The organism is Senegalia massiliensis (assembly GCF_009911265.1).
Taxonomy (GTDB): Bacteria; Bacillota; Clostridia; order Tissierellales; family SIT17; genus Anaeromonas; species Anaeromonas massiliensis_A.
In genome coordinates this window covers 13,331-37,759 of record NZ_QXXA01000003.1, presented here as the reverse complement: position 1 = coordinate 37,759, position 24,429 = coordinate 13,331, and the positions used below count along the sequence as shown (strand labels likewise).

Here is a 24,429-nt window from a genome sequence, read left to right as displayed (position 1 = left end):
TAAATTATCCATTTTCATCATTTAAAACAGTATATATAATCTATTATAAGGCAGCATAGTTTATTGAAGATTAAATTTGAAAATTAATAAGACGATATTAATTTAGATAAGGAATGTTTTTTAATTCATGATTTATTAGGTGAGGTGTTAATATGGAAGTGTTTTTTAGAAGAATGTTAAATCATAAAAAATTGATAGTATTTATATTTTTAGTTTTTAGCATTCTTTGTATTTTTTTTAGTAGGCAGGTAAAAGTTAATTATAATATTAATGATTATCTTCCAGAGGATAGTCCATCTACTCAAGCCATTAATGTGATGGAAGATGAATTTGAAGGAGGAATTCCAAATGCTAGAGTTATGATATCAAATGTCACTGTTGCTGAAGCACTAGATTATAAAGAAAAATTACTTGATATAAATGGTGTCAGCAATGTAATTTGGCTAAATGACTCTGTAAATATTAGAAAACCTCTTATAATTCAAGACTCAGAAATCATAGAGAGTTATTATAAAGATAATAATGCATTATATACAGTCACTATTGATGAAAAGAATAGAGTTGAATCAGTTAACTCTATACGTGATTTAATTGGTAGAGATAATGCAATGACAGGATCTGCAGTTAATGATGCAGTTGCCACTGAAGCTACTGTCAATGAGATTTCTAGAATAGTAAAAATTGCTATTCCTTTACTTTTTTTAATTTTAATTATCACTACTACATCCTGGTTTGAGCCTGTTATTTTGCTGACTACAATAGGTGTAGCTATTTTGCTTAACTCAGGATCAAATCTTATGTTTGGTACAGTCTCTTTTATAACAAATGGTGCAGGTAATATATTACAGTTAGCTATATCTCTTGATTATTCTGTATTTTTATTACATCGTTTTGAAGAGTTTCGTAAACAAGGATTAAGTGCTGAAGAAGCTATGTTACAAGCCTTATATAAATCTATTGGATCTATTTTATCTAGTGGTATTACTACTATAATAGGATTTGCAGCATTAATTTTGATGAGATTTAAAATTGGACCTGATTTGGGATTATCTCTTGCTAAAGGGATTGGGTTTAGTATATTAACTGTATTTACATTATTACCTGTTTTAGTTTTATTGACTTATAAGGTATTTGAAAAAACAAGGCATCGTCCTTTATTACCTGAGTTTAATAAATTTGGAATATTAGTTAGAAAAATCATGATACCTATGGTAATTATTTTTTGTATAGTAGTTGTTCCAGCATATCTTGCACAAACACATAATAGTTTTTATTATGGTTCTGAGCATATATTTGATAAATCAACCCAATTAGGTAAAGACACGGAAAAAATAAATGATATTTTTGGAAAGGCTAACACAATGGTGTTAATGGTACCACGTGGAGATACAGCTAATGAGAAAAATCTTAGTGATGATTTAAAAGATATTACAGAAGTAAATAATATTATATCTTATGTTGATAATGTTGGAGCTGAGGTTCCTTATGAGTATTTAGATGAAAATACTCTTGAAAACTTTGTTTCTAAAAAATATAGTCGTATGGTATTGAAAGTTGAAACTCAGTATGAAGGTGAAAAAGCATTTAAAGTAGTTAAAGAAATTCGAAAGACAGCAGAAGACTATTATCCTAATGAATGGTATCTTGCTGGAGAAAGTGTAAGTACGTATGATTTGAAAGATACAATAACAGATGACAATATCCGTGTAAACTTAATTGCAATTATAGCTATATTCTTGGTATTGCTATTAACTTTTCGGTCTTTAGCAATACCAATTATCCTTGTTCTTGGGATTGAAACAGCAATATGGATAAATTTATCTATTTCGTATTTTTCAAATTCTATATTGTTTTATCTTGCCTATCTTATTGTAGGTTCTATACAATTAGGTTCTACAGTAGATTATGCAATATTAATGACTAATCGTTATCTTGAATTTAGATCAGGACTTGTGAAACAAGAAGCTATACAACAAACTATATCTTCAGTTACAGTATCAATACTGACATCAGGTACTGCTTTAGTAATTGTTGGATATTTACTTGCTTATATTACATCACATGGAGTTTTACAAGAACTTGGTTTATTAATAGGACGTGGAACACTTATGTCAATGGCTATAGTATTTTTTGTATTGCCAGGGTTGTTATATTTATTAGACACATTTATTGAAAGAACTACTATAGGAGTTAAGTTTTTTAGAAAGGAGTAAAAAAATGAAATTAAATTTATATTTTTCTATGAAAAAACGTTCATTTATCTTATTAATTGTTGTTGTTTTAATTTTTTCTATGGTTTCTACTTCTTTAGCAGTAGATTATAAAGGTAAAGAGGAAGTAGTTTATGCCATGCTTGATACTAATGGTAACATTGATGGGGTTTATGTTGTGAATATATTTGATCAAAAAGGCAAAATTGTTGACTATGGAGATTATTCTAGTATTCGTAATATGACTTCTAAAGAAAAAATTAATATGGAAAATAATGAAATTACTATATTAAATAATAATAAAAAGCTTTATTATGAGGGGAAGCTTAAAAGAAATACACTGCCATGGAATATTTCTATTAAATATTATTTAGATGGTAAAGAATATACTGCAGAGAAACTTGCTGGTAAATCAGGTTATCTTAAGATAGATATGGTTATCAGACAAAATAAAGAGTTTAATAAAATATTTTATGAGAATTATGCTTTACAGACTGAGTTAACATTAGATACATCAAAATATAGTAATATCGAAGCAGAAGGAGCAACAATTGCTAATGTAGGGAAGGATAAAAAATTAACATATACAATTCTTCCAGGACAAGGGGCAGATATTTCTGTAGCTGCAGATGTTACTGAATTTGAAATGGATGCTATAAATATAAATGGTATTCAATTAAATATTAACACCGATATAGATGATAGTGAAATAATGGATAATATTAATGAACTAACAGAAGCAATAGAAAAACTTAATAATGGTGCAGATTATTTAAAAGATGGATCTTCGGATGTAAATGATGGTACTGACAAGCTAGAATCTGCTACTAAAGACTTGAAAAAAGGTTCATATAATATGGATAATGGTGTTAGCTCACTTAAAGATGGAATTATTCAAGTTCAAGGAGGACTTAACAAATTAAATGATAAATCCTCTTCTCTTGTAAAAGGTTCTGAACAGGTAAAATATACACTTTTAGATATCCAAGAAAGATTGTCTAAAGTATCAACTACCACCGAAGAGATTGAAGATTTGATAAATGCTTCATCAAGGATAAAAAAAGGTATAAATGATATTAATTCAGGTATACAGTCGCTCAAATCTGGTGTCAATTATAGTCAATATAAAGGTGTAATGAAAAGTAATGGGTTAAATATAGATGTATTGAAGTCAAGTAATACAGAAACAATTAATAAATTGAATACACAAATTGAGTCATTAACAAAGTCTTATAATAACATTAAAGACAATCCAGAATATGGTGAACAAGCAAAACAGCTCAAGAATCAAATTGATCAGCTTACTAACATTGTTAATTTGCTTAATGGAAATAATTCAGCTATTTATGGAACAGAAAATTATTTAAATGGAGTTTCTGAATCTATATCTGAGATATCTGATGGATCTAAAATTTTAAAAGCTCAATATGAAGAATTTGATGGAGCAATTATAGAACTTAGTCATAGACTTAACAGTATGTTAGTTGACATGACAAAACTATCAGATGGAATAGATACTCTAGTAGAAAAATATACAGTTCTTGATAGTGGTATTAATGAATACACAAATGGACTTTCAGAAATAGTTAATGGGCATTCTGAAATTGTTAATGGTGTAAATAGACTATCATCTGGAAGCAGAGATTTAACAAATGGTACTAATAGGTTTTATGATAAGACAAGAGATTTAATGAATGGAGTAAACAATGTATATAATGGTACAGTAGAGTTATCAAAAGGCACAAATGAACTTAAGGAAGAGACATCTAATATGGATAATGAAGTTAATGATCAAATTGATGATATACAATCAAAAATTACTAGTAATAAAAGTGAAACAACTTCATTTGTTTCAAAAAAGAATGATAATATAGAATCTGTACAATTTGTAATTAAAACAGAACCTATTCAAATAGAAGAAATAGATAAAGATAATGAAGAACCAAAAGAGACTTTAAATTTTTGGGAGAAATTGATTAGGTTATTTGGATTCAATTAAATTGTTTATTATGACAAAGCTCTTAAAAATTCAAATAAATTATTCTGGATAAAATAAAATATTTCCCTCTTGCATATATTTTATATACGGGAGGGATTTTATTGTTTAAAGGAGGATACCACATAATAGTAGCTATTTTTTGTCTGTTTATTGTAATAATATTAGGAAATAAGATTACATATAAGATAGGAATGAACTTTGAAGCAGACTATCAAGTATATAACCAGGATAACTCTGATTATGATAATTTATGGATACTTATTAATATAGATAGTAAAGAATTAAAAGTTATAGATTTAGACACTAAAGATGTATTGAAAAAATATACAGTAGCTACAGGCAAAGAAAATACTCCCACACCTTTAGGTAATTTTAGAATAATAGAAAAAGCAGTATGGGGTGGTGGCTTTGGTTCTCGCTGGATGAGACTAAATGTACCATGGGGTAATTATGGAATTCATGGAACAAATAAACCAACATCTATTGGGCTAGATTCATCTCATGGATGTATTAGGATGAATAATAAAGACATAGATGAATTATATGATATAGTAAATTATAATACTAGAGTCACTATAAACAAAGGGGCATATGGAATTTTTGGAGATGGTTTTAGAATTCTAAAGCCAGGAGATAGAGGAAGTGATGTATTGGAAGTGCAAAAAAGATTAAAATTAAAAGGCTATTACAAAGGAAGAAATGATGGAATATATGGTGAAACAATGAAGACTGCTGTAATTAATTTTAAGAAAGATAATAATCTTGATTCTACACATTTTATAAATTATGAGACGTATAGAAAGCTAAATATAATATTAATGGAATAACTTAATGTTTTTCAAATAATATGTTATACTAATATCTAGAGTTAAAACCAATATTTTGGGTATACATATAATTGGTAATAATAAAACACTTATTTTAAGGAGGAATTACAAATGGCATCAGAAAAAATGTTAAAAGCTTTAAATGAACAATTGAATTTTGAATATGAATCAGCAAATTATTATTTAGCAATGGGTGCATATTGTGCAGATGAAGATTTTGAAGGAATTGAAAACTTCTTTATGGTTCAAGCAGATGAAGAAAGATTCCATGCAAAAAAATTCTATGATTATATCAATGATAGAGATGGTAGAGTGAAAATAAGCTCAATGGAAGAACCTAAAAATGAATTTTCATCAATAAAAGACGCATTTGAAACTGCACTTGCACATGAAAAGAAAGTTACAGAAAGAATTAACAATTTGATGAAACTAGCTCATGAAGAAAGTGATTATGCTACTATAAGCTTTTTAAATTGGTTTGTAGATGAACAAGTAGAAGAAGAAGCTACTATGAAAACTATAATAGCAAAATTAGATAGAATAGGAGATAGTCCACAAGGATTATTTATGTTAAATAAAGAACTAGGATCAAGAACATTTACTCCTGTTGAATAATAAAAAAGATAGGTGAATATTCACCTATCTTTTAGTATGTTTATAAAGTATTATTTTCCACTCATATTTCTTTGAGCTTGCTCAACTAATTTCTTAGTCATATATCCGCCAACATAACCATTATCTCTAGCTGTTAAGTTACCTTTATCCATAGACTCATAGTTAGCCATACCTAATTCACTAGCTATCTCAGCTTTCATTTGATTAAGAGCTTGACGAGCTTCAGGTACTACTAATTTGTTTGAAGTGTTTCTAGCCATGTGTTTTCCCTCACCTTCATATGTTTTTATGTTGCAATAATATTTTATGTAATGCATCCATTTTTAAACGAGGTAATTTTAACCATATTTAAAATAAAATCATTTTAAGTCCGAATAATATTAAAATTGTTCCTGAAGATAGATCAGCATATTTTTTAATAAAATTTATTTTAGATAATTTATTACTAATATTAAAAGCTATACTAGTCATTAAAGTTGTAATTAAACCAATAATTATTGAATAATCAAATATAATAAACATAGAATTTATAGAACTGAATGTTGAAAATCCTATAACAAAAGCATCTATACTTACAGAAATACTTAGAGCAATTTTTATTATAAAAGTGAACTTTACTAACTTAGTATTATCATCTAAACTTTCTTTTATCATGAAAATTCCGACTAACATTATAATTATTCCGCCCATCATAGAAGAAAGTTTAAATACATAAATATTAAATAGACATCCAAAATATCCTCCTAAAAATGCTAAAAGAAATTGAAAAAAACTAAAACTAAATATAAAGAATAATTTATCATATCTCTTTAGTTTTCTATCTATACCTATAGAAAAAGCGATACCAGATGCATCAAGTGCTAATGCTATAGAGATTATTATAATGTTTAATGCTTGCAAGATTTAACCCCCTAATTTCTTTATATAATAATCATATTAGAATGGGTATAATAAATATTAATGATATTTAAATTAATTTATAGTAAAGGAGTGATTATATGTTGTCACCTAGTTTAGAAGACTATTTAGAAGAAGTATATAGGCTATCATTAAAGGAAAAAGATATTAGAAATAAGGATATTGCTGATACATTAAATGTATCTATGCCATCGGTTGTTAAGGGACTCAAAAAACTAAAAGAGTTAAATTATATAAAATATGAACCTTATGAAAAAATTGAAGTATTAGAAAAAGGAAAGAGAAAAGGAAAATTTTTGGTTGAGAGAAATAGAATTTTAAGAGAATTTGTGGATATTATAGGTTCTTCATGTGATGAAAAAGCAGAAGCAGAAGCAATGGAGCATTACTTGTGTATTGATACAATAAGATCAATAGAAAAATTAGTTAGTTTTTTTATGAAGTATCCAGAAATAAGAGAAAAATTCAATATATACAATATTAGTAGCATTTTAGATGAAGATGATCTGGAGTATAGATAAAATAAATACTTTGTATTTTAAGTATCAAAGTTATGAATAATTGTTAATTAATTTTCTTAGATATTATATAATCTGAATAGATTATATAATATAGGGGGAAATAAAATGGCAGATTATAGAGAATTATGGGACTCACTAGATATGGATTTAGAAAAGCATGATCAATTATGTGAAGTATTGCCAGAATTTTATGGTGATATTTATATGACACAAGAAAATAGAGCAGAAGGGATGAATTATTTTAATTTTGTAGTATCTGAAATTCATGGTCTAAGAATAAAAGAGTTGAATGAGCATAGAAAAGATGGAGGTAAAGTCTTCGGAAGTTTTTGTGTGTTTGTTCCTGATGAGGTTATAATGGCTGCAGATGGAATAGGGGTTGGATTATGTGGTGGATCTGATTTTTGGGTTCCTGATGGTGAAAAGGTTTTACCAAGAAATATGTGTCCTCTTATAAAAGCTTCAGTAGGTGCTAAATTAAGTGGAACATGTCCATATTTTCAATCTGCTGATATGCTTGTAGGTGAGACTACTTGTGATGGCAAGAAAAAAGCTTGGGAAATACTAGGTGAATATACACCAATGCATGTGATGGATTTACCACAAATGAAAAGAGAAAAAGATTATACTCATTTTAAAGAAGAAATAAACACTTTTAAGGAAAAAGTTGAAGATTTAACTGGAAATAAAATTACTTTGGAAAGTTTAAAAGAAAAAATAAAACTTGTCAATGATAAAAGAAGAGTATTGCAAAGATTATATGATGCAAGAAAGTCAGATAAACTACCTATTAGTGGTAAAGACTCTCTTTTAATTACTCAAGTGGCTTTTTATGATGACCCAAATAGATTTATACAAAAAACAAATGAACTTTGTGATGAATTAGAAGAAAGAATAGAAAAAAATATATCAGTATTTAAAGATGATACTCCAAGAATATTACTTACAGGGACACCAATGGCTATACCAAACTGGAAGATGCATCATTTAATTGAAACTAGTGGTGGTGCAGTAGTTTGTGAAGAGGCGTGTACTGGTACAAAATATTTTGAAAGACTTGTAGATGAGAATATAACAGATTTAGATAGTGGACTTCAAGCACTTTCAGATAGATATATGGGGATAAATTGTGCATGTTTTAGTCCAAATGAAGGTAGAATAGAAGATATTATTAGATTATATAAAGAATATAATGCTGATGGAGTAATATATAATTCTCTTCCTTTCTGTCATACTTATGCTATTGAATATAAAAAGGTTAAAGATGCATTAGATAAAGAAGGCATACCAGTAATGATGATAGAAAGTGACTATAGTATGCAAGATGCAGGTCAGATTAATACTAGACTTGAGGCTTTCTTTGAAATGATAAGTATGAATAAAGAGTTAGCAATATAAAGGTGATATTTTGAGAAAACAAACTTATATACTTTTTCCTTCACATAGTGATGGTTTAGCTTTAGAGAAAAAATTAAAAGAAAAATCTATAAAGTATATTATTTCACCTACTCCTAGAAGTTTAAGTAAATGTTGTGGTATATCTATAATTATAGATCCAGAATTACAATATTTAGTAGAAGAAATTGTAGAACAAAATAAAGATATAGAAGTAAGTGGAATTCATACTATAGAGAAAAAAGCTAGAAATTGGTTTAAATAGAGGTGGTTATTTGTATAGTATAGGAATTGATACTGGTTCTGTGGCTACAAAGGCTGTATTATATAATGGCAATATAATAGATATGTTGATAGTACCTACTGGGTGGAGTCCTAAATCATCATCAAAAAATGCATTTGAAATACTAATTGATAGAAATAATCTTTGTGAAAATGATATTTCTAAAATAATCGGGACAGGCTATGGTAGAATTTCCATGGATTTTGCTGATAAAACTATAACTGAAATAAGTTGTCATGCTAAAGGTGCATATAGTTTAAATTCTAATATCAGAACAATATTGGATATTGGGGGACAAGATAGTAAGGTTATAAATTTAGACTCCAAGGGAAACGTAGTAAATTTCATAATGAATGATAAATGTGCAGCAGGTACAGGGAAATTTCTTGAAGTGACTTTGAATAATTTAGGAATAGATGTAAATGATATTGATGACTTTTGTAGAAATGAAAAACCTGTCAATATAAGTAGTATGTGTACTGTTTTCGCTGAGTCAGAAATAATAAGTCTTTTAGCTCAAGGTAAACCAAAAGAACAAATAGCCACTGGAATACTTTATTCTATTGCTGACAAAGCATGTTCTTTATTAAATAGAGTTAATATTAATGAGCAAATTGCATTTACTGGTGGAGTTGCAAAAAGTAAAGAGCTTAAAAATATATTAGAAACTAAATTAAGGCAAAGTATATTTTCAACAGAAGATACACAAATAATTGGAGCTTTAGGAGCAGCAGTTATAGGTTGGAATTTATATAAAAAAGATAGTTAAAGTTTATTTAACTATCTTTTTTTAATTATATATTAAAATTATGATATTATATATATATATAATAATTTTGGAGGGATAATATGAAAGTACTAGTAACAGGAGGAGCAGGTTATATAGGAAGTCATACAGTTGTTGAGCTATTAAATGATGGTTATGAAGTAGTAATAGTAGACAATTACTCTAATAGCAAACCTGAAGTTTTAAAGAGAATTAAAGAACTTACAAATAAAGATTTTGATTTTTATGAAGTAGATTTATTAGATAGAGAAAATTTAGAAAAGGTATTTCAGGAAAATGAAATAAGTTCAGTAATTCATTTTGCAGGACTTAAAGCAGTAGGAGAATCAGTAGAAATACCATTAAAATATTATCACAATAATATAACAGGAACTCTTATTCTTTGTGAACTTATGGATAAATATGATGTGAAAAATATAGTGTTTAGTTCATCAGCTACAGTGTATGGTATGAATAATGAGTCCCCTTTAACAGAAAACTTACCACTTAGTACAACAAATCCATATGGTAGTACAAAACTTATGATAGAACAAATATTAAGAGATGTTTATATATCAGATAAAGACTGGAGTATATCACTTCTTAGATACTTTAATCCAATAGGAGCTCATAAATCTGGTAGAATAGGTGAAGATCCAACTGGAATACCAAATAATTTGATGCCTTATATTACTCAGGTTGCAGTAGGTAAAAGAGAAAAATTATCTGTTTTTGGTAATGATTATGATACTCATGATGGAACAGGAGTAAGAGATTATATACATGTAGTAGATTTAGCCAAAGGACATATAAAGGCACTTGAAAAAGTATTAAATACAACAGGAGTAGATGCATATAATCTAGGTACAGGAAAGGGATATAGTGTACTTGATGTAGTAAAGAATTTTGAAAAGGCTACAGGAGTAAAAATTCCTTATGAGATTAAAGAAAGAAGAGCAGGAGATATTGCAACTTGCTTTGCAAATCCAGAAAAGGCAAAAAAAGAATTAGATTGGTCTAGTGAAAAAACATTAGAAGATATGTGTAGGGATTCATGGAAATGGCAAAGTGAAAATCCTAAGGGATATGAAGAGAAGTAAACAATATGGATGTATGAGCAGGTATATTATTTATAATAAGATAAGAACTGGTATACCAGTTCTTATCTTATATACTAGCACATTACAATAATTTTATAAGGTGTAGTTTGTGGTGGTATACTTTTTGTTGTAGGGCCATATACAACAATTAAATTTCGGTTTGTAATATCTCCTAAAAATACTTGACCATTTTCTAATATTATTTGAGTAAATGGAGAAACATTTAATTGTAATGTCCCATCACTACTTATTAAATTTCTATCAAAATAATCTACTTTTACATTTTGAAGTTGTGAAGGCTTACTGATAACTAATGCTTGTAATTGTGGAGGAAATATTAGAGGAGTAGGTTGGTTTTCATCATAAAACACATTTACTCTATCTCCTATATTCACCATTACTTTATTTACAAAATAAGTATCTGGTGATACCACAAAATTTACTAATTGTCTACTTGGATTTTGTACAGAAACTAATTTATTACAGCCTACTTTATTAGAACTACCTCTCCAAAAATGATCAATCATAACAACAATTCCAGAGAAGGATTTGAAAGATTCCATAATACATACCTCCTGTATAATATTATTTGAGTTTTAATCTGTATCTTTTAATATAATATGAGTTATTATAAAATTAAGTCACTATATAGGTAAGAAATTTGAAATGTATGTAATTTTATTATAAAGTATAATAAATACTTGACAAACTAATAAGAATATATTATCATTATATTGTAATCGTTACAAATTTAAAATAATTACAACAAATAGCGATGTAAGGAGATGAAGGAAAAATTATGGAGATTAGTACAAGTGATTATTTAAAAGAACACGGTATAAAACCTTCACTACAACGCATAAAAATATATGAATATTTATCAAAAAATAAAAATCATCCAACTGTAGAAAAAATATATAATGATTTAATAAAAGAAATACCTACATTATCTAAAACAACAATATACAACACATTTAGTTTATTTATGAAAAATGACATTGTTACAATGATTACAATAGAAGAGAATGAAACAAGATATGATGCAGATATTAAATTCCATGGACATTTTAAATGTACTGATTGTGGAGGAGTATATGACTTTGAAGTAGAAGATATAAAATTAAAAGATGGGACTTTAAAAGGGTTTCAAATTGATGAAAAGCATTTATACTTTAAAGGTAAATGTAAAAATTGTCTTTAGAGTTAAATATATATAATTAAGGGGGAATTTATTAAAATGTCAAATTTAAAAGGAACTAAAACAGAACAAAATTTACTAAAAGCATTTGCTGGAGAATCTCAAGCAAGAAATCGTTACACAATGTTTGCAAAACAAGCAAAAAAAGAAGGATATGAACAAATATCAGATTTCTTTTTACAAACAGCAGAAAATGAATATCAACATGCAAAAATATTCTTTGGTTTTTTAGAAGGTGGAGATGTTGAAATTACGGCTACATACCCAGCAGGTAAAGTAGGTACTACTGCTGAAAACTTAAAAGCTGCTGCAGATGGAGAACATGAAGAATTTATTGCTATATATCCTGAATTTGCAAAAATAGCTGAAGAAGAAGGATTTAAAAAAATAGCAATTGCATTTAAAAAAATAGCAGAAATAGAAAAAGATCATGAAGAACGTTATTTAAAACTTTATGATAATGTTAAAGAAGAATTAGTTTTCAAAAAAGAAAATCAGCAAAGTTGGTATTGTCGTAAATGTGGTCATGTACATGTAGGAGAAAAATCTCCAAAAATGTGTCCAGTTTGTAACCATCCAGAAGCATATTTTGAAATAAAACAATCAAATTATTAATAATTTAAAACCACTTTTCAATTGAAAAGTGGTTTTTTGTAATTTAATATTTAAGAAAATATGATACAATAAACACGAATGAAAATTATTATAAGTATACTGAGAGTGTAATAGATTAGTAAAAAAATATAAAGGAAAATAGGATGAAAAAAATAATTTTAATTATAATAGGAAGCTTAAGTTTAATGTTTGGAACAATAGGAATAATATTACCAGTTCTTCCTACGACTCCTTTTTTACTCTTATCTTTAGCTTGTTTTGTTAAAAGTAGTGATAGGTTGTATGAATTTATATTAAATAACAAATACTTAGCTCCATATGTAGCTGATTATATGAGTGGCAAAGGCATACCTAAAAAAGCTAAAAAAAAAGCAATACTTTTAATCTGGCTTACAATAGGATTTTCTGTGATATTTGTTTTGGATAAACTAATATTTAGGATTATGTTATTTACTATAGCAAGCATAGTAAGCATATATATTTGGACAAGAAAAACAGCTGGAGCAGATAAAAATATAATATAATGTATAATATAAAAATTGCTGCTTTTAAAAGTAGTGATTTTTTTTAACACATAAAATATAACTATATAAGCGGAACTTTTATAATATAATTATAAATATATAAATTTTGGGGGATAAGTATATGAAAAGAAAGACTAAGAATTTTTTAATAATATTTATAGTAACTATGATAATATCACAAGGCACTGTATTTGCAGCAGATGCTTTATATAGATTTATGAATAATGACCAAGATGCACTAATTGTAGGGCAAATTAAAAATATAGAAGATGAATATATGAATGTAGAAGTATCAAGACAAATAATGACTCCATTAAATAGAATTATAAGCATATTAAAAAGAAGAGCTTTTTTAAATGAAGATGACAATATAAAAGTAGAAAAAGTAAATACATATTCTAATTTTGACGAAAATAATGAAAATGGGAAATTAGAAGAAGGAGATTATATAATTGCATCAATGAATAAAGAAGACAGTCACTTTAAAGTAGTTTGGGGGATTTATAAATTAACTTCTAATAATATGAAAAAATTAGATGTAATTTATCCAAATGAATCTAAAGATACTGCTATGGAAGCATATTCAATAGAAGTTTTTATAAATAGTAATGGAAGAAAAAAAGATTTTAGTTATAATTATGAAAAAAGTCAAGTTTCATATAAAAATAAAGTAATATATGATAATGGTAAGATAATTGAATCTAATAGCCTTATAGATTTATCTTTAATTTGGATAAGTATATCTATTATTATCTTAATAATTATATATGGATTTAAATTAAGAGAAAATAAATTAAAATAAGCATAATTTTTAATAATCTTTACTTCAATCAGAAAGAGATATTGTTTTATATAAAAAGTAACGATATATGTAGTAGATAATATAAAGTAAAATTATTTAATAGAGTGGGTAAATAATAAATAAATCTAAAATATATTAGAGTTTAGAAATGAAGATACAATATAATAACAGCTAACTTTTTTAAGATTTGCCTTGACAAAAACCAATTAACAATGATATATTTTAAACATAAAATTAAATAAGATCTTCAGGGCAGGGTGAAATTCCCGACCGGCGGTAAAGTCCGCGACCCATATGAAAATATGGCTGACTTGGTGAAATTCCAAGACCGACAGTAAAGTCTGGATGGAAGAAGATATAATTAATAAATATAAGTTTATATATTATTGTGATGTGTTTATATATAATATATGATTTTTATAAAGCTCTGAAGGTGAACCTTCAGAGCTTTTATTTTTTGTTCAAATAATATAATAATTAATAGTTTTAAGAAAGGACATAATAAAAAAGGAATATTTTAATGATAAGAGTTGGGAGGGAGTAAATGGAGATAAAACATATGAAAAGAGCCATAGAAATTTCTAAAAGAGGTGAAGGATATACTAGCCCAAATCCTTTAGTGGGAGCAGTAATAATAAAAGATGAAAAAATAATTGGAGAAGGTTATCATGAACTTTATGGTGGTCCTCATGCTGAAGTTAATGCTTTTAATAATGCTATAGAAGATGTGAAGGATGCTACAATGTATGTTACATTAGAGCCTTGTTCTCACTTTGGAAAAACTCCTCCTTGCGTAAATAAAATTATTGAGAAAGGTATTTCAAAAGTAATCATTGGGATGAAAGATCCTAATCCCTTAGTAGCAGGAAAAGGCATTGAAATTTTAAGAGCTAATGGTATAGAGGTTAAAGTAGGAGTTTTAGAAGAAGAAATAAAAAAAGTAAATGAGATTTTTATAAAGTATATAACTCAGAATAAGCCATTTTGTATACTAAAAACAGCAATGACTTTAGATGGTAAAATTTCATCATATACTGGAGATTCAAAGTGGATTACTAATGAATTGTCTAGAAAATATGTACATCAAATACGACATAAAGTATCTGCCATTATGGTAGGTATAGGTACTGTATTAAAGGATAATCCTAGACTTACAACAAGACTTGATGATAGATATTTAGATCCTATTAGAATAATTGTAGATACAAATGGAAGAGTTCCTTTAGATGCTAATGTATTAAATATAAAATCAAAATCAAAAACAATTATAGCTACAACTGAAAAAATTGATGATCAAAAAATACAATTAATTAAAGAAAAAGGTGGAGAAGTTATAATTACTCCATTAAAAAATGGGAAGGTAGATTTAACTGATTTGATGAGTCAATTAGCTAGAATGAAGATAGACAGTATTCTATTAGAGGGAGGATCTACTTTGAACTATAGTGCATTAGAACAAGGTATTGTAGATAAAATACTATCCTTCATAGCACCTAAAATAATAGGAGGAAAGAATGCTAAAACTCCAGTTGGAGGACAAGGTAGAGCCTATATAGATGATGCATTTATTCTAAAAGATATGACTATGTCAAAATTCAATGAAGATATTTTAATTGAAGGTTATTTAAGGAAGGAAGATAGATAAATGTTTACAGGACTTATAGAAGAAATAGGAATAGTTGATAAGGTTGTAAAGGGTATTAATTCAGCTCAAATAACTGTTAAATCACAGAAGGTTTTAGAAAGAATACAGCTAGGTGATAGCATAAGTACTAATGGAGTATGTCTTACAGTTGTGGATTTTGATAAAAGTAGTTTTACTATAGATGTTATGCCTGAAACAATGAGACGTAGTAATTTAAGAAATTTAACTACTGGAAGTAGAGTTAATCTTGAAAGAGCAATGAAATTAGGAGATAGATTTGGAGGACATATTGTATCTGGACATATAGATGGAGTAGGTATTATTAAAGATATAGAGGAAGAAGATAATGCTACTTGGGTCTCTATAGAATTTACCTCTGAATTTATGAAGTATATCATTAATAAAGGTTCTATAGCTATTGATGGAACTAGTTTAACAGTAGCTTTAGTAGATGATAATATTTTCAAAGTTTCAATTATACCATTAACTAAAGAAGAAACTATATTATTAGGTAAAAAAGTAGGTGATGAGGTAAATTTAGAATGTGATATGGTTGGAAAATATATTGAAAGATTTATTACATTTGAAAAGTTGGATCAACCAAAAAGTTCAATAGATATAAATTTTTTAAAAGAAAATGGATTTGCATAAAGGAAGGTGACAAAATGTATAAATTTAATACAATAGAAGAAGCAATTGAAGATATTAAAGCGGGAAAAATGATTGTAGTAGTAGATGATGAAAATAGGGAAAATGAAGGGGACTTATTAATGGCAGCTGAAAAAGCAACTGCTGGGGAAATAAACTTCATGGCTAAATATGGTAGAGGTCTTATATGTACTCCTATGACAAAAGAAAGAGTTAATGAGTTAGATATTTATCCAATGGTATCTGTAAATACAGATCCAAAGGAAACAGCTTTTACAGTATCTGTTGACTCTACAGAAACTACCACTGGTATTTCAGCAGAAGAAAGAGCCATGACAGTTCAAAAATTAATAGATACTACTGCAACATCAAATGATTTTAATAGGCCAGGACATATATTCCCTTTAGTAGCAAAAGAAGGTGGGGTATTAAAAAGAGCAGGTCATACAGAAGCAGCAGTAGATTTAGCAAAGTTAGCTAATTTATATCCTGCAGGTGTTATATGTGAAATTATGAATGAAGATGGAACAATGGCTAGAGTACCGGAGCTTATGGAATATGTAAAAGAACATAATTTAAAAATAATAACTATAGCAGATTTAATTAAATATAGAAGAAAAAATGAATCTTTAATAGAAAGAGCATCAGAAGCTTTTATGCCTACTAAATATGGAGAATTTAAAATAGTAGGATATGTTAATAAACTAAATGGAGAACATCATGTAGCTCTAGTTAAAGGAGATGTATCTGATGAAAATCCAGTATTAGTAAGAGTACATTCAGAATGTTTAACAGGGGATGCCTTTGGTTCTCTTAGATGTGACTGTGGAGATCAATTTGCTGCAGCTATGAGAAATATTGAAGAAGAAGGAAGAGGAATATTACTTTATATGCGTCAAGAAGGAAGAGGAATTGGTTTGATAAATAAGATCAAAGCTTATGCTCTACAAGATAAAGGAATGGATACAGTGGAAGCTAATATAGCTCTTGGTTTTCCAGAAGATATGAGAGACTATGGTATTGGTGCTCAAATATTATCTGATTTAGGTGTAAGAAAGGTAGAACTTATGACTAATAATCCTAAAAAGTTATCAGGAATTTCAGGATATGGAATAGAAGTTGTAGAAAGAGTACCTATTCAGATGAATCATAATGAAAGAAATGAATATTATTTAAAAACTAAAAAGAAAAAAATGGGTCACATGCTAAATTTTAAGGAGGAAAAGTAAATGAAAACATACGAAGGAAATTTAATTGCTAAAGGGTTAAAATTCTCTATAGTAGTAGGAAGATTTAATGAATTTATAGGAAGTAAATTATTATCTGGATCTATAGATACTTTTAAACGTCATGGGGTTGAAGAAGAAGATATTGAAATTGTTTGGGTACCTGGAGCATTTGAAATGCCTTTAGTCGCTAAAAAGTTAGCTAAGTCAGAAAAATATGATGGTGTAATATGTATAGGTGCTGTAATTAGAGGAGCTACACCACATTTTGATTATGTATCAAGTGAAGTTTCAAAGGGAATTGCAAATGTATCTTTAGAAACAGAATTACCTGTTATATTTGGAGTACTTACAACCGATACTATTGAGCAAGCTATAGAAAGAGCAGGGACAAAATCAGGAAATAAAGGGTCTGAAGCAGCTATTACAGCAATAGAAATGGCAAATTTATTAAGAGAAATATAGGGAAAATCAATATATTTGAAAATATAAAAACAATATTTTTAGATTATGATGGTACTATTCATAATAGTATAAAAATTTATGGACCTGCATTTAGAAAATCCTATAATTATCTAGTTAATTTAGGTGAAGCTCCAGAGAAAAAATGGAATGATGAAGAAATTTCATATTGGCTAGGATTTAGTAGCAAAGCAATGTGGGAAGAGTTTATGCCAAACATTGATCCAGATATTAGAGATAAAGCAAGTAAAATAATAGGTAGAGAAATAGTGAGTCAAATAAACTCTGGAAAAGCAGTATTATATCCACATGCAATAGAAACTCTTAGATATTTAAAAGATAAGGGATATAATTTAGTATTTCTTAGTAACTGTAGTATAGGTTATAGAGATAAGTCAAAAGAAATATTTGGATTAGATAGTTACTTTGTAGAAATGGCTTGTTCTGAAGAATATCATTATACTCCTAAATATAAAATATTAGCTATTTTAAAGAAGAAATATCCTACAGATATGGTTATGATAGGTGATAGATTTCAGGATATAGAAGCAGGAAAGAAAAATAATATTTTAACTATAGGCTGTAATTATGGATTTCATAAACCTGGTGAATTAGATGAAGCTGATATTAGAATAGATAGTATAAAAGAACTAAAATATATATTCTAGCTATGTTGATTTTAAAATATTATAAAAACCTCTCTTAACAAATAAGTCACAAGTAGTGTTTGTTAAGAGAGATTTTTAATATTTTAGATATTAAATTTTATTTAAATTTAATAATATTTTTTGCTGTTTTTATGATCTTCAACTATTCTTAAAGTTTCTCCAAATCTTTGGAAGTGTACAACTTCTCTTTCCCTTAAAAACCTTAGGGTATCTCTAACACCAGGATCATCACTTAAATTTATAAGATGTTCATATGTTGCACGAGCCTTTTCTTCTGCTGCCATATCGTCATGAAGATCTGCTATAGGGTCGTCTTTTGAATTTAAGAATGTAGCAGTCCATGGTACTCCTGCTGCATTGTGAGGGAATGGGCTTTTACCATGATTTGCATAATGTGCTTCAAAAGGTGTTCCTTTAATTTTTTCTATAGGAGCATCCTTTACTAACTTATAGACAATTGTACCAATAATCTCCCAGTGAGCAAGTTCTTCAGTCCCAATATCTGTAAGTATTCCTTTTGCCTGATTTGTAGGCATAGTCCATCTTTGAGTTAAATATCTTACACCTGCTGATAGTTCTCCATCTGCCCCACCAAACTGTTCTAATATCATAGCTGCAAGTGCAGGGTTACAGGAGTCTACTCTTACAGGATATTGTATCTTTTTTTCATAAATCCACATAAAATTACCTCCTTATTCCCATTTGCATTTTTTGTATTCAATATCCCATGGCCAAGGTGAATCTATATATTGCCAAGGACACATACTCATACCCGTATACATTAATGGTCCATATTCTCTAGAATAAACTTTCATTAAATCACGATATTGTTTTGAAAATGTATTATGAAGCATTAAAGCTTTTTCATCTGCAGGGTGAGTATCAAGATAAAGATTTGTTTCAACTAAACCAAAGCTTACTTGCATAATCTCTTCTAATAATTCTAATTGTCTAGAATCCATAAATTGCACCTCCTATTAGCATCTTTTCTTTTTATTATGGATTTCATATGGCATATATAGTTCAGGAAATAGTGTTCCTTTACATAATGCCTCTTTTAAATCATATACTTTACACATTTTCTGGTAAGGCACATAAGCACGAGCCAACCTATAATTTGGTCTCTCATATTCTTCATTATATTTTTTATCGTCCATACAAATTCAACTCCTTATGCTAAACTTGTTTCTATATATAATACTCTTATTGATATATATTTGTGACCAAAAAAAGGCATAAAAAATAACTCTCCTGCATATAGAGAGTTATTTATATCTGTATAAAATTATTTTAAGCGACTCATTTTCATGTATAAATTCAACTTTGTCAATCATCATTCCTACTATACTAAGTTCTGAATCATGATCTGATTCACCAGTTAATTCCCAATAAAATTCTTCCATTTCTGTTTGTCTTGGTACATTTAACAATCTTTCAAGTCGAGAAACTCTTTTGTCTTTATAATCCAAACAATCTACATAAAAAGATATTTTGAAATATTCTTTACTGTTTTCTACATTCATATTAATATTATTTGCTCCATGTATAAGACAAAAAGTGGTTAATTCGTCAATTATTTTACTTATTTTTTTAATATCATGCTTCAATTTCAATCTCCTTTCGAAAATGTATCTAATATAGGAACAAGAACAGATGCAACAATTCCTCCAGAAAATCCATTATTATATAGATTTACTCCACCATGAACTACTCCAACATTCATTACTACAGCTAGATGAAGAAACCCACTTATAAATCCAGCAAAAGGACCATATTCACCAGCAATAGGCGCGAGTGTTGTGCTAAATAACCCAGCAATTATAACAACTGTTGAATTTATATCCCAAATATTCAAAAGTCCTGCAGCAAATACTCCAAGTAATATTGGTATAGTATTTTTTGGATGTTTACCAAATGCAGAAAAACCTATTATTGTTAAAATTCCTCCTACAATTGGACCGTTAATTGCTCCTCCAGATATTATAACATAAATAATTGAAATTACACCCATAAGTCCCATATTTACAAAAGTATTTCCTATTCCTATGAGCAAAATAAAATCTGTAACGAGTCTTCCTGAGTACTCGAATATTTCTCTATATCCTTTAAACGTTTTCTTATTTAATAAATAACCTATTAATATTAGTATTATAGAAAATGAAAGTAAAAAAACTTTCAAGAAAGTATCATATTTTGAAGATAATATAGATTGTGTACTGATATCCAAACCATAACTTCTAAGTACTGCTATAAGAACTGTAGCAATAAATCCTGCCGTGAAGCCTACATTATAAATATTATAACCATCATGTGCACGAACTAAATGTGCAGAAAGTGGAGTTATTATAAAACCAATTCCTATGCCAAAAAGCCATCCTAAGACAATTCCCTCTATGAGAGGGAGACCAAGTCCAAATGATAATTGACTTACAATTGGAGAAAGAGATGTAGCAAACATTGATATATATATAACAGAACGATATTTTCTACCTTGATAAACTGAATAAATAAAAGTTCCTATATATATTGGCCAAACATTAAATATATTTTTGCCAAAAAATGAGAAGCCTGCAACAATAAATACACCAGCAATAGCTGTACCATTTATAGGCACTTTTAATTTATGTAGAAGAAATAAATTAAAAAATGTTATTAATGATGAATTTATTAAAGTAGCACCAATACCTGCTATTTCTAAATAGTCAGTTAAAAGTATGTCTTCGCTCCACATGATATTGTATAGTCCCTTTATTATTGTATCAATATCATCTAAAAGAAATGCAGAGATTATAAATGATATAGGTAAAATTAAAAGCACATATTTTATTATAGAATTTTCGGTTTTGTCAATTTGTATAGATAGATTTCTATTCATAAGCACCTCCAAATATTGAAAAATTGATTAAAATATATATTGGAAAAATATAGAAGAGTTTACTCAGATAAGTTTTTAACATAATTACTTTTTTAATTTTATCATAAATAGAAAGAAATTTAAATAAATACTTGCAAAATTTATTGTTATATCATAAAATTAGAATATATTAATATTAGGAGAGATAAATATGGATTTAGGGAAAAAAGATATATTTGATAAAAAATCAGAAATATTAAAATCACTAGCACACCCTATAAGACTATGTATTGTACATGGACTTATGGAACAAGAAGGTAGGAATGTTTCTACAATTCAAAGCTGTTTAAATGCTCCTCAATCCACAATATCTCAGCATTTAGCAAAACTTAAAGCTGCAGGTATTATTGAAGGAAAGAGAAATGGTACTGAGATAAATTATTATGTTATAGATGAAGATGCAAAAAAAATAATAAGTTCAATTATAAAATAATGCCTATAAATGCATTATTTTTAACAATATAATCGTATTATTCAAATATGCAAATATTATATTATAGGAGGAAATATAAATGTCAAAAAAAATAGTTATAGTAGGTGGGGTAGCAGGTGGTGCTAGTACTGCTGCAAGGCTTAGAAGAATGGATGAAGATTCAGAAATAATAATGATAGAAAGAGGAGAATATATTTCTTTTGCAAATTGTGGACTTCCTTACTATATTGGAGGTACTATAGAAGAAAGAGATAATTTATTACTTCAAACTCCAGAGGACATGAATTCTAGATTTAATATTGATGTAAGAGTTAAAAATGAAGTCATAAGTATAGATAGAGATAAACAAGAAATCACTATAAAAAAGTTAGATAATAACCAAGAATATAAGGAAAGTTATGATGTTTTAGTTCTTTCACCAGGTTCTACACCTTTACGACCACCAATAAAAGGAATAGATGCAGAGAATATTTTTTCATTATGGAACATACCAGATACAGATAAAATAAAGTCATATATGGATACAAAAAAACCAAAAAGAGCAGCTGTTATTGGTGGAGGATTTATAGGACTTGAGATGGCAGAAAATCTTCATGATAAAGGACTAGAGGTTTTTATTATAGAAATGGCAGATCAAGTTATGGCTCCTGTAGATTATGAAATGGCTCAAATAGCTCATAATCATATAAGAAGTAAAGGGGTTAAATTAGTATTAGAAGATGGAGTTAAAGAATTTATAAATAAGAATGATGGAAGTACAACTGTAGTTTTACAAAGTGGTGATAAAATTGAAACGGATATGATAATTCTTTCAATTGGTATAAGACCTAATTCAGAGCTTGCAAAAACCGCAGAACTTGAAACTAATAAACGTGGTGGAATAATAGTTGATGAATACTTAAAAACTTCTGACGATAATATATATGCATTAGGAGATGTTGTAGAAGTAATTGATTTCAATACAAAAAGCAAGACAATGGTACCACTTGCAGGTCCTGCTAATAAACAAGGTAGGATTGTTGCAAATAATATTGTAGGTAGATATGAAAAATATGAGGGGACTCAGGGAACTTCAATTGCAAAAGTATTTGATTTAACTATAGCTAGTACTGGTATAAATGAAAAAACCTTAAAGAAAAATAATTTAAAATATAAAGAGGATTATTTTGTTGCACTAATACATTCGAAATCAAATGCAGGATATTATCCAGGGGCAATACCAATGACAATAAAATTGATATTTGATAAAACTGGAAAAGTATTAGGATCTCAAATTGTAGGATATAATGGAGTAGATAAAAGAATAGATGTAATTGCAACAGCTATTAGATTTAATAGTACTATTTATGATTTGAAAAAATTAGAGCTTGCTTATGCACCACCTTATTCATCGGCCAAAGATCCTGTAAATATGGCAGGTTTTACAGCTGAAAACATACTAAAAGGTGATGTAGATGTTATAAACTATGATGAGATAGAAACTTTAGATATTAGTAATACTATAATTCTTGATGTTAGAGAAGATATTGAGAGACAGCTTGGTTTTATAGATAACTCTATTAATATACCTGTAGATGAATTAAGAAAAAGATTAAATGAATTAGATAAAGATAAAACAATAGTAGTCTATTGTGCTATAGGAGTAAGAGGATATATTGCAACTAGAATATTAAAACAAAATGGATTTAAAAATGTAATGAATCTAAATGGAGGATATTCTACTTTTAGTTGTATGGATTGTAATGATGATAATTGTTCAACTGAAGCATGTAGCGCAGATATTAATTATGATGAAGCTGGAAATTTAGAGAATACAGAGGACACAGAAAGAAAAACGGTAAAATTGAATGCTTGTGGGCTTCAATGTCCAGGACCTATTATGCAAGTTTTTAATAAAATGAAAGAATTAGAAGAGGGAGATATATTAGAAGTAAAAGCTACTGATCCTGGCTTTATGAGTGATATAAAAACATGGGCAGAAAGAACAGGTAATACTTTGATATCAACTAAAAAAGAAGAAAATTCATTTTTAGCTATTTTAAAAAAGGGTAGTTCAATTGTAAAAACTCAAAATAAAGAAGTAATAAATCCTAAAGAAGATAAAAGTATGGTTGTATTTAGTGGAGATTTAGATAAAGCTATAGCTTCCTTTATAATTGCAAATGGTGCAGCATCTATGGGTAGAGAAGTTACCATGTTCTTTACATTCTGGGGATTAAATATTTTAAGAAAAGATGAGAAGGTAGAAACAGATAAAAGTTTTATGGATAAAATGTTTTCAAAAATGATGCCTAGAGGAAGTAAGAAATTAGGACTGTCTCGTATGAATATGGCTGGCATGGGATCAAAAATGATTAGAAAAGTAATGAATGATAAAAATATTGATTCACTGGAAGAGTTAATAAAAAAAGCACAAGAAAATGGTGTAAGAATAGTAGCTTGTGCAATGAGTATGGATGTTATGGGAATAAAAAGAGAAGAACTTATAGATGGAGTAGAAATAGGTGGAGTTGCAAATTATTTAGGTGCAGCAGAAAACTCAGATGTTAATCTATTTATTTAACTATTAAAATTAAGAGCATTTTTAAAATGCTCTTAATTTTTGTTATATAGAACATTATATGGGTATAAATCACTAAAGACTAATAGGACTTTAGACC

General features: G+C 28.0%; 28 protein-coding genes and 1 riboswitch. Of the genes, 20 read left to right on the top strand and 8 right to left on the bottom strand.

Annotated features, from left to right (window positions below; translation table 11 throughout):
- Positions 1 to 152 precede the first annotated feature (152 nt).
- The 4 genes from D3Z33_RS01455 to D3Z33_RS01440 all read left to right on the top strand — a co-directional run bounded on the left by D3Z33_RS01455 (position 153) and on the right by D3Z33_RS01440 (position 5,651).
- Positions 153 to 2,213 (top strand): efflux RND transporter permease subunit, encoded by a 2,061-nt coding sequence (locus D3Z33_RS01455; RefSeq protein ID WP_160196021.1) that lies wholly within the window; start codon positions 153 to 155, stop codon positions 2,211 to 2,213.
- A 4-nt stretch (positions 2,214 to 2,217) separates the two neighbouring features.
- Positions 2,218 to 4,209, top strand: a complete 1,992-nt coding sequence (locus D3Z33_RS01450; protein ID WP_160196020.1) for a hypothetical protein — start codon at positions 2,218 to 2,220, stop codon at positions 4,207 to 4,209.
- Between the two features lie 101 nt (positions 4,210 to 4,310).
- Positions 4,311 to 5,036, top strand: coding sequence for a L,D-transpeptidase family protein (locus D3Z33_RS01445; protein ID WP_243153386.1), 726 nt, complete (start codon positions 4,311 to 4,313; stop codon positions 5,034 to 5,036).
- Positions 5,037 to 5,147: 111 nt separating this feature from the next.
- A complete protein-coding gene (locus D3Z33_RS01440; RefSeq protein ID WP_160196019.1) occupies positions 5,148 to 5,651 on the top strand; it encodes a ferritin in 504 nt (167 codons plus the stop codon).
- A 50-nt stretch (positions 5,652 to 5,701) separates the two neighbouring features.
- On the opposite strand, the gene D3Z33_RS01435 is transcribed toward D3Z33_RS01440, so the two are convergent.
- Both D3Z33_RS01435 and D3Z33_RS01430 read right to left on the bottom strand, forming a co-directional pair.
- Positions 5,702 to 5,911: an alpha/beta-type small acid-soluble spore protein gene (locus tag D3Z33_RS01435; RefSeq protein WP_130807836.1), complete on the bottom strand. Its 210-nt coding sequence runs from the start codon at positions 5,909 to 5,911 to the stop codon at positions 5,702 to 5,704.
- An 88-nt stretch (positions 5,912 to 5,999) separates the two neighbouring features.
- The gene (locus tag D3Z33_RS01430; protein ID WP_160196018.1) at positions 6,000 to 6,551 is read right to left on the bottom strand and encodes a manganese efflux pump; all 552 of its coding nucleotides are present in this window, start codon (positions 6,549 to 6,551) and stop codon (positions 6,000 to 6,002) included.
- A 98-nt stretch (positions 6,552 to 6,649) separates the two neighbouring features.
- Between D3Z33_RS01430 and D3Z33_RS01425 the strand changes: the two genes are divergently transcribed.
- The 5 genes from D3Z33_RS01425 (at position 6,650) to galE (ending at position 10,634) form a co-directional block, all read left to right on the top strand.
- Positions 6,650 to 7,090 (top strand): metal-dependent transcriptional regulator, encoded by a 441-nt coding sequence (locus tag D3Z33_RS01425; RefSeq protein ID WP_160196017.1) that lies wholly within the window; start codon positions 6,650 to 6,652, stop codon positions 7,088 to 7,090.
- A gap of 105 nt (positions 7,091 to 7,195) precedes the next feature.
- Positions 7,196 to 8,488 carry a double-cubane-cluster-containing anaerobic reductase gene (locus D3Z33_RS01420; RefSeq protein WP_160196016.1) on the top strand — a complete coding sequence of 431 codons (1,293 nt, stop codon included), beginning with the start codon at positions 7,196 to 7,198 and terminating at the stop codon, positions 8,486 to 8,488.
- Positions 8,489 to 8,498: 10 nt separating this feature from the next.
- Positions 8,499 to 8,750, top strand: a complete 252-nt coding sequence (locus tag D3Z33_RS01415) for a DUF3343 domain-containing protein (RefSeq protein ID WP_201750389.1) — start codon at positions 8,499 to 8,501, stop codon at positions 8,748 to 8,750.
- A gap of 10 nt (positions 8,751 to 8,760) precedes the next feature.
- Positions 8,761 to 9,537 (top strand): acyl-CoA dehydratase activase, encoded by a 777-nt coding sequence (locus tag D3Z33_RS01410; RefSeq protein WP_160196015.1) that lies wholly within the window; start codon positions 8,761 to 8,763, stop codon positions 9,535 to 9,537.
- Between the two features lie 80 nt (positions 9,538 to 9,617).
- Positions 9,618 to 10,634 carry a UDP-glucose 4-epimerase GalE gene (gene galE, locus D3Z33_RS01405; protein ID WP_160196014.1) on the top strand — a complete coding sequence of 339 codons (1,017 nt, stop codon included), beginning with the start codon at positions 9,618 to 9,620 and terminating at the stop codon, positions 10,632 to 10,634.
- A 74-nt stretch (positions 10,635 to 10,708) separates the two neighbouring features.
- Here galE and D3Z33_RS01400 read toward each other — a convergent pair whose 3' ends face one another.
- Positions 10,709 to 11,197, bottom strand: a complete 489-nt coding sequence (locus tag D3Z33_RS01400) for a hypothetical protein (RefSeq protein WP_160196013.1) — start codon at positions 11,195 to 11,197, stop codon at positions 10,709 to 10,711.
- A gap of 236 nt (positions 11,198 to 11,433) precedes the next feature.
- Between D3Z33_RS01400 and D3Z33_RS01395 the strand changes: the two genes are divergently transcribed.
- The 9 genes from D3Z33_RS01395 to D3Z33_RS01355 all read left to right on the top strand — a co-directional run bounded on the left by D3Z33_RS01395 (position 11,434) and on the right by D3Z33_RS01355 (position 18,422).
- Positions 11,434 to 11,835, top strand: coding sequence for a Fur family transcriptional regulator (locus D3Z33_RS01395; protein ID WP_160196012.1), 402 nt, complete (start codon positions 11,434 to 11,436; stop codon positions 11,833 to 11,835).
- A 36-nt stretch (positions 11,836 to 11,871) separates the two neighbouring features.
- A complete protein-coding gene (gene rbr, locus D3Z33_RS01390) occupies positions 11,872 to 12,447 on the top strand; it encodes a rubrerythrin (protein ID WP_160196011.1) in 576 nt (191 codons plus the stop codon).
- Between the two features lie 143 nt (positions 12,448 to 12,590).
- Positions 12,591 to 12,971 carry a YbaN family protein gene (locus D3Z33_RS01385; RefSeq protein ID WP_160196010.1) on the top strand — a complete coding sequence of 127 codons (381 nt, stop codon included), beginning with the start codon at positions 12,591 to 12,593 and terminating at the stop codon, positions 12,969 to 12,971.
- 121 nt (positions 12,972 to 13,092) lie between these two features.
- On the top strand, positions 13,093 to 13,773 hold the full coding sequence (locus tag D3Z33_RS01380) for a hypothetical protein (protein WP_160196009.1): 681 nt from the start codon (positions 13,093 to 13,095) through the stop codon (positions 13,771 to 13,773).
- A 239-nt stretch (positions 13,774 to 14,012) separates the two neighbouring features.
- Positions 14,013 to 14,134, top strand: a riboswitch (FMN riboswitch).
- A gap of 183 nt (positions 14,135 to 14,317) precedes the next feature.
- Entirely contained in the window at positions 14,318 to 15,418 is a 1,101-nt protein-coding gene (gene ribD / locus D3Z33_RS01375) for a bifunctional diaminohydroxyphosphoribosylaminopyrimidine deaminase/5-amino-6-(5-phosphoribosylamino)uracil reductase RibD (RefSeq protein ID WP_160196008.1), read from the top strand.
- Complete coding sequence (ribE, locus tag D3Z33_RS01370) at positions 15,419 to 16,069, top strand: riboflavin synthase (RefSeq protein WP_160196007.1); 651 nt, start codon at positions 15,419 to 15,421, stop codon at positions 16,067 to 16,069.
- A 14-nt stretch (positions 16,070 to 16,083) separates the two neighbouring features.
- Positions 16,084 to 17,295: a bifunctional 3,4-dihydroxy-2-butanone-4-phosphate synthase/GTP cyclohydrolase II gene (locus tag D3Z33_RS01365; protein WP_160196006.1), complete on the top strand. Its 1,212-nt coding sequence runs from the start codon at positions 16,084 to 16,086 to the stop codon at positions 17,293 to 17,295.
- Complete coding sequence (gene ribH, locus D3Z33_RS01360; RefSeq protein WP_160196005.1) at positions 17,296 to 17,757, top strand: 6,7-dimethyl-8-ribityllumazine synthase; 462 nt, start codon at positions 17,296 to 17,298, stop codon at positions 17,755 to 17,757.
- Positions 17,742 to 18,422 carry an HAD family hydrolase gene (locus D3Z33_RS01355; RefSeq protein ID WP_347561179.1) on the top strand — a complete coding sequence of 227 codons (681 nt, stop codon included), beginning with the start codon at positions 17,742 to 17,744 and terminating at the stop codon, positions 18,420 to 18,422. The genes ribH and D3Z33_RS01355 overlap by 16 nt, the downstream gene beginning before the upstream one ends.
- Before the next feature lie 107 nt (positions 18,423 to 18,529).
- On the opposite strand, the gene D3Z33_RS01350 is transcribed toward D3Z33_RS01355, so the two are convergent.
- The 5 genes from D3Z33_RS01350 to D3Z33_RS01330 all read right to left on the bottom strand — a co-directional run bounded on the left by D3Z33_RS01350 (position 18,530) and on the right by D3Z33_RS01330 (position 21,297).
- Positions 18,530 to 19,102, bottom strand: coding sequence for a manganese catalase family protein (locus tag D3Z33_RS01350; RefSeq protein ID WP_130807820.1), 573 nt, complete (start codon positions 19,100 to 19,102; stop codon positions 18,530 to 18,532).
- A 12-nt stretch (positions 19,103 to 19,114) separates the two neighbouring features.
- A complete protein-coding gene (locus D3Z33_RS01345) occupies positions 19,115 to 19,384 on the bottom strand; it encodes a spore coat protein CotJB (protein ID WP_160196004.1) in 270 nt (89 codons plus the stop codon).
- 15 nt (positions 19,385 to 19,399) lie between these two features.
- Positions 19,400 to 19,579, bottom strand: a complete 180-nt coding sequence (locus D3Z33_RS01340) for a spore coat associated protein CotJA (protein WP_130807818.1) — start codon at positions 19,577 to 19,579, stop codon at positions 19,400 to 19,402.
- 108 nt (positions 19,580 to 19,687) lie between these two features.
- Positions 19,688 to 20,029 carry a hypothetical protein gene (locus tag D3Z33_RS01335; protein ID WP_130807817.1) on the bottom strand — a complete coding sequence of 114 codons (342 nt, stop codon included), beginning with the start codon at positions 20,027 to 20,029 and terminating at the stop codon, positions 19,688 to 19,690.
- Between the two features lie 2 nt (positions 20,030 to 20,031).
- Positions 20,032 to 21,297 carry a DUF1576 domain-containing protein gene (locus D3Z33_RS01330; protein ID WP_160196003.1) on the bottom strand — a complete coding sequence of 422 codons (1,266 nt, stop codon included), beginning with the start codon at positions 21,295 to 21,297 and terminating at the stop codon, positions 20,032 to 20,034.
- 190 nt (positions 21,298 to 21,487) lie between these two features.
- Here D3Z33_RS01330 and D3Z33_RS01325 point away from each other — a divergent pair, with 190 nt between their 5' ends.
- Positions 21,488 to 21,769 carry an ArsR/SmtB family transcription factor gene (locus tag D3Z33_RS01325; RefSeq protein ID WP_160196002.1) on the top strand — a complete coding sequence of 94 codons (282 nt, stop codon included), beginning with the start codon at positions 21,488 to 21,490 and terminating at the stop codon, positions 21,767 to 21,769.
- Positions 21,770 to 21,848: 79 nt separating this feature from the next.
- The gene (locus tag D3Z33_RS01320; RefSeq protein ID WP_160196001.1) at positions 21,849 to 24,332 is read left to right on the top strand and encodes a DsrE/DsrF/DrsH-like family protein; all 2,484 of its coding nucleotides are present in this window, start codon (positions 21,849 to 21,851) and stop codon (positions 24,330 to 24,332) included.
- The last annotated feature ends 97 nt before the right edge of the window (positions 24,333 to 24,429 follow it).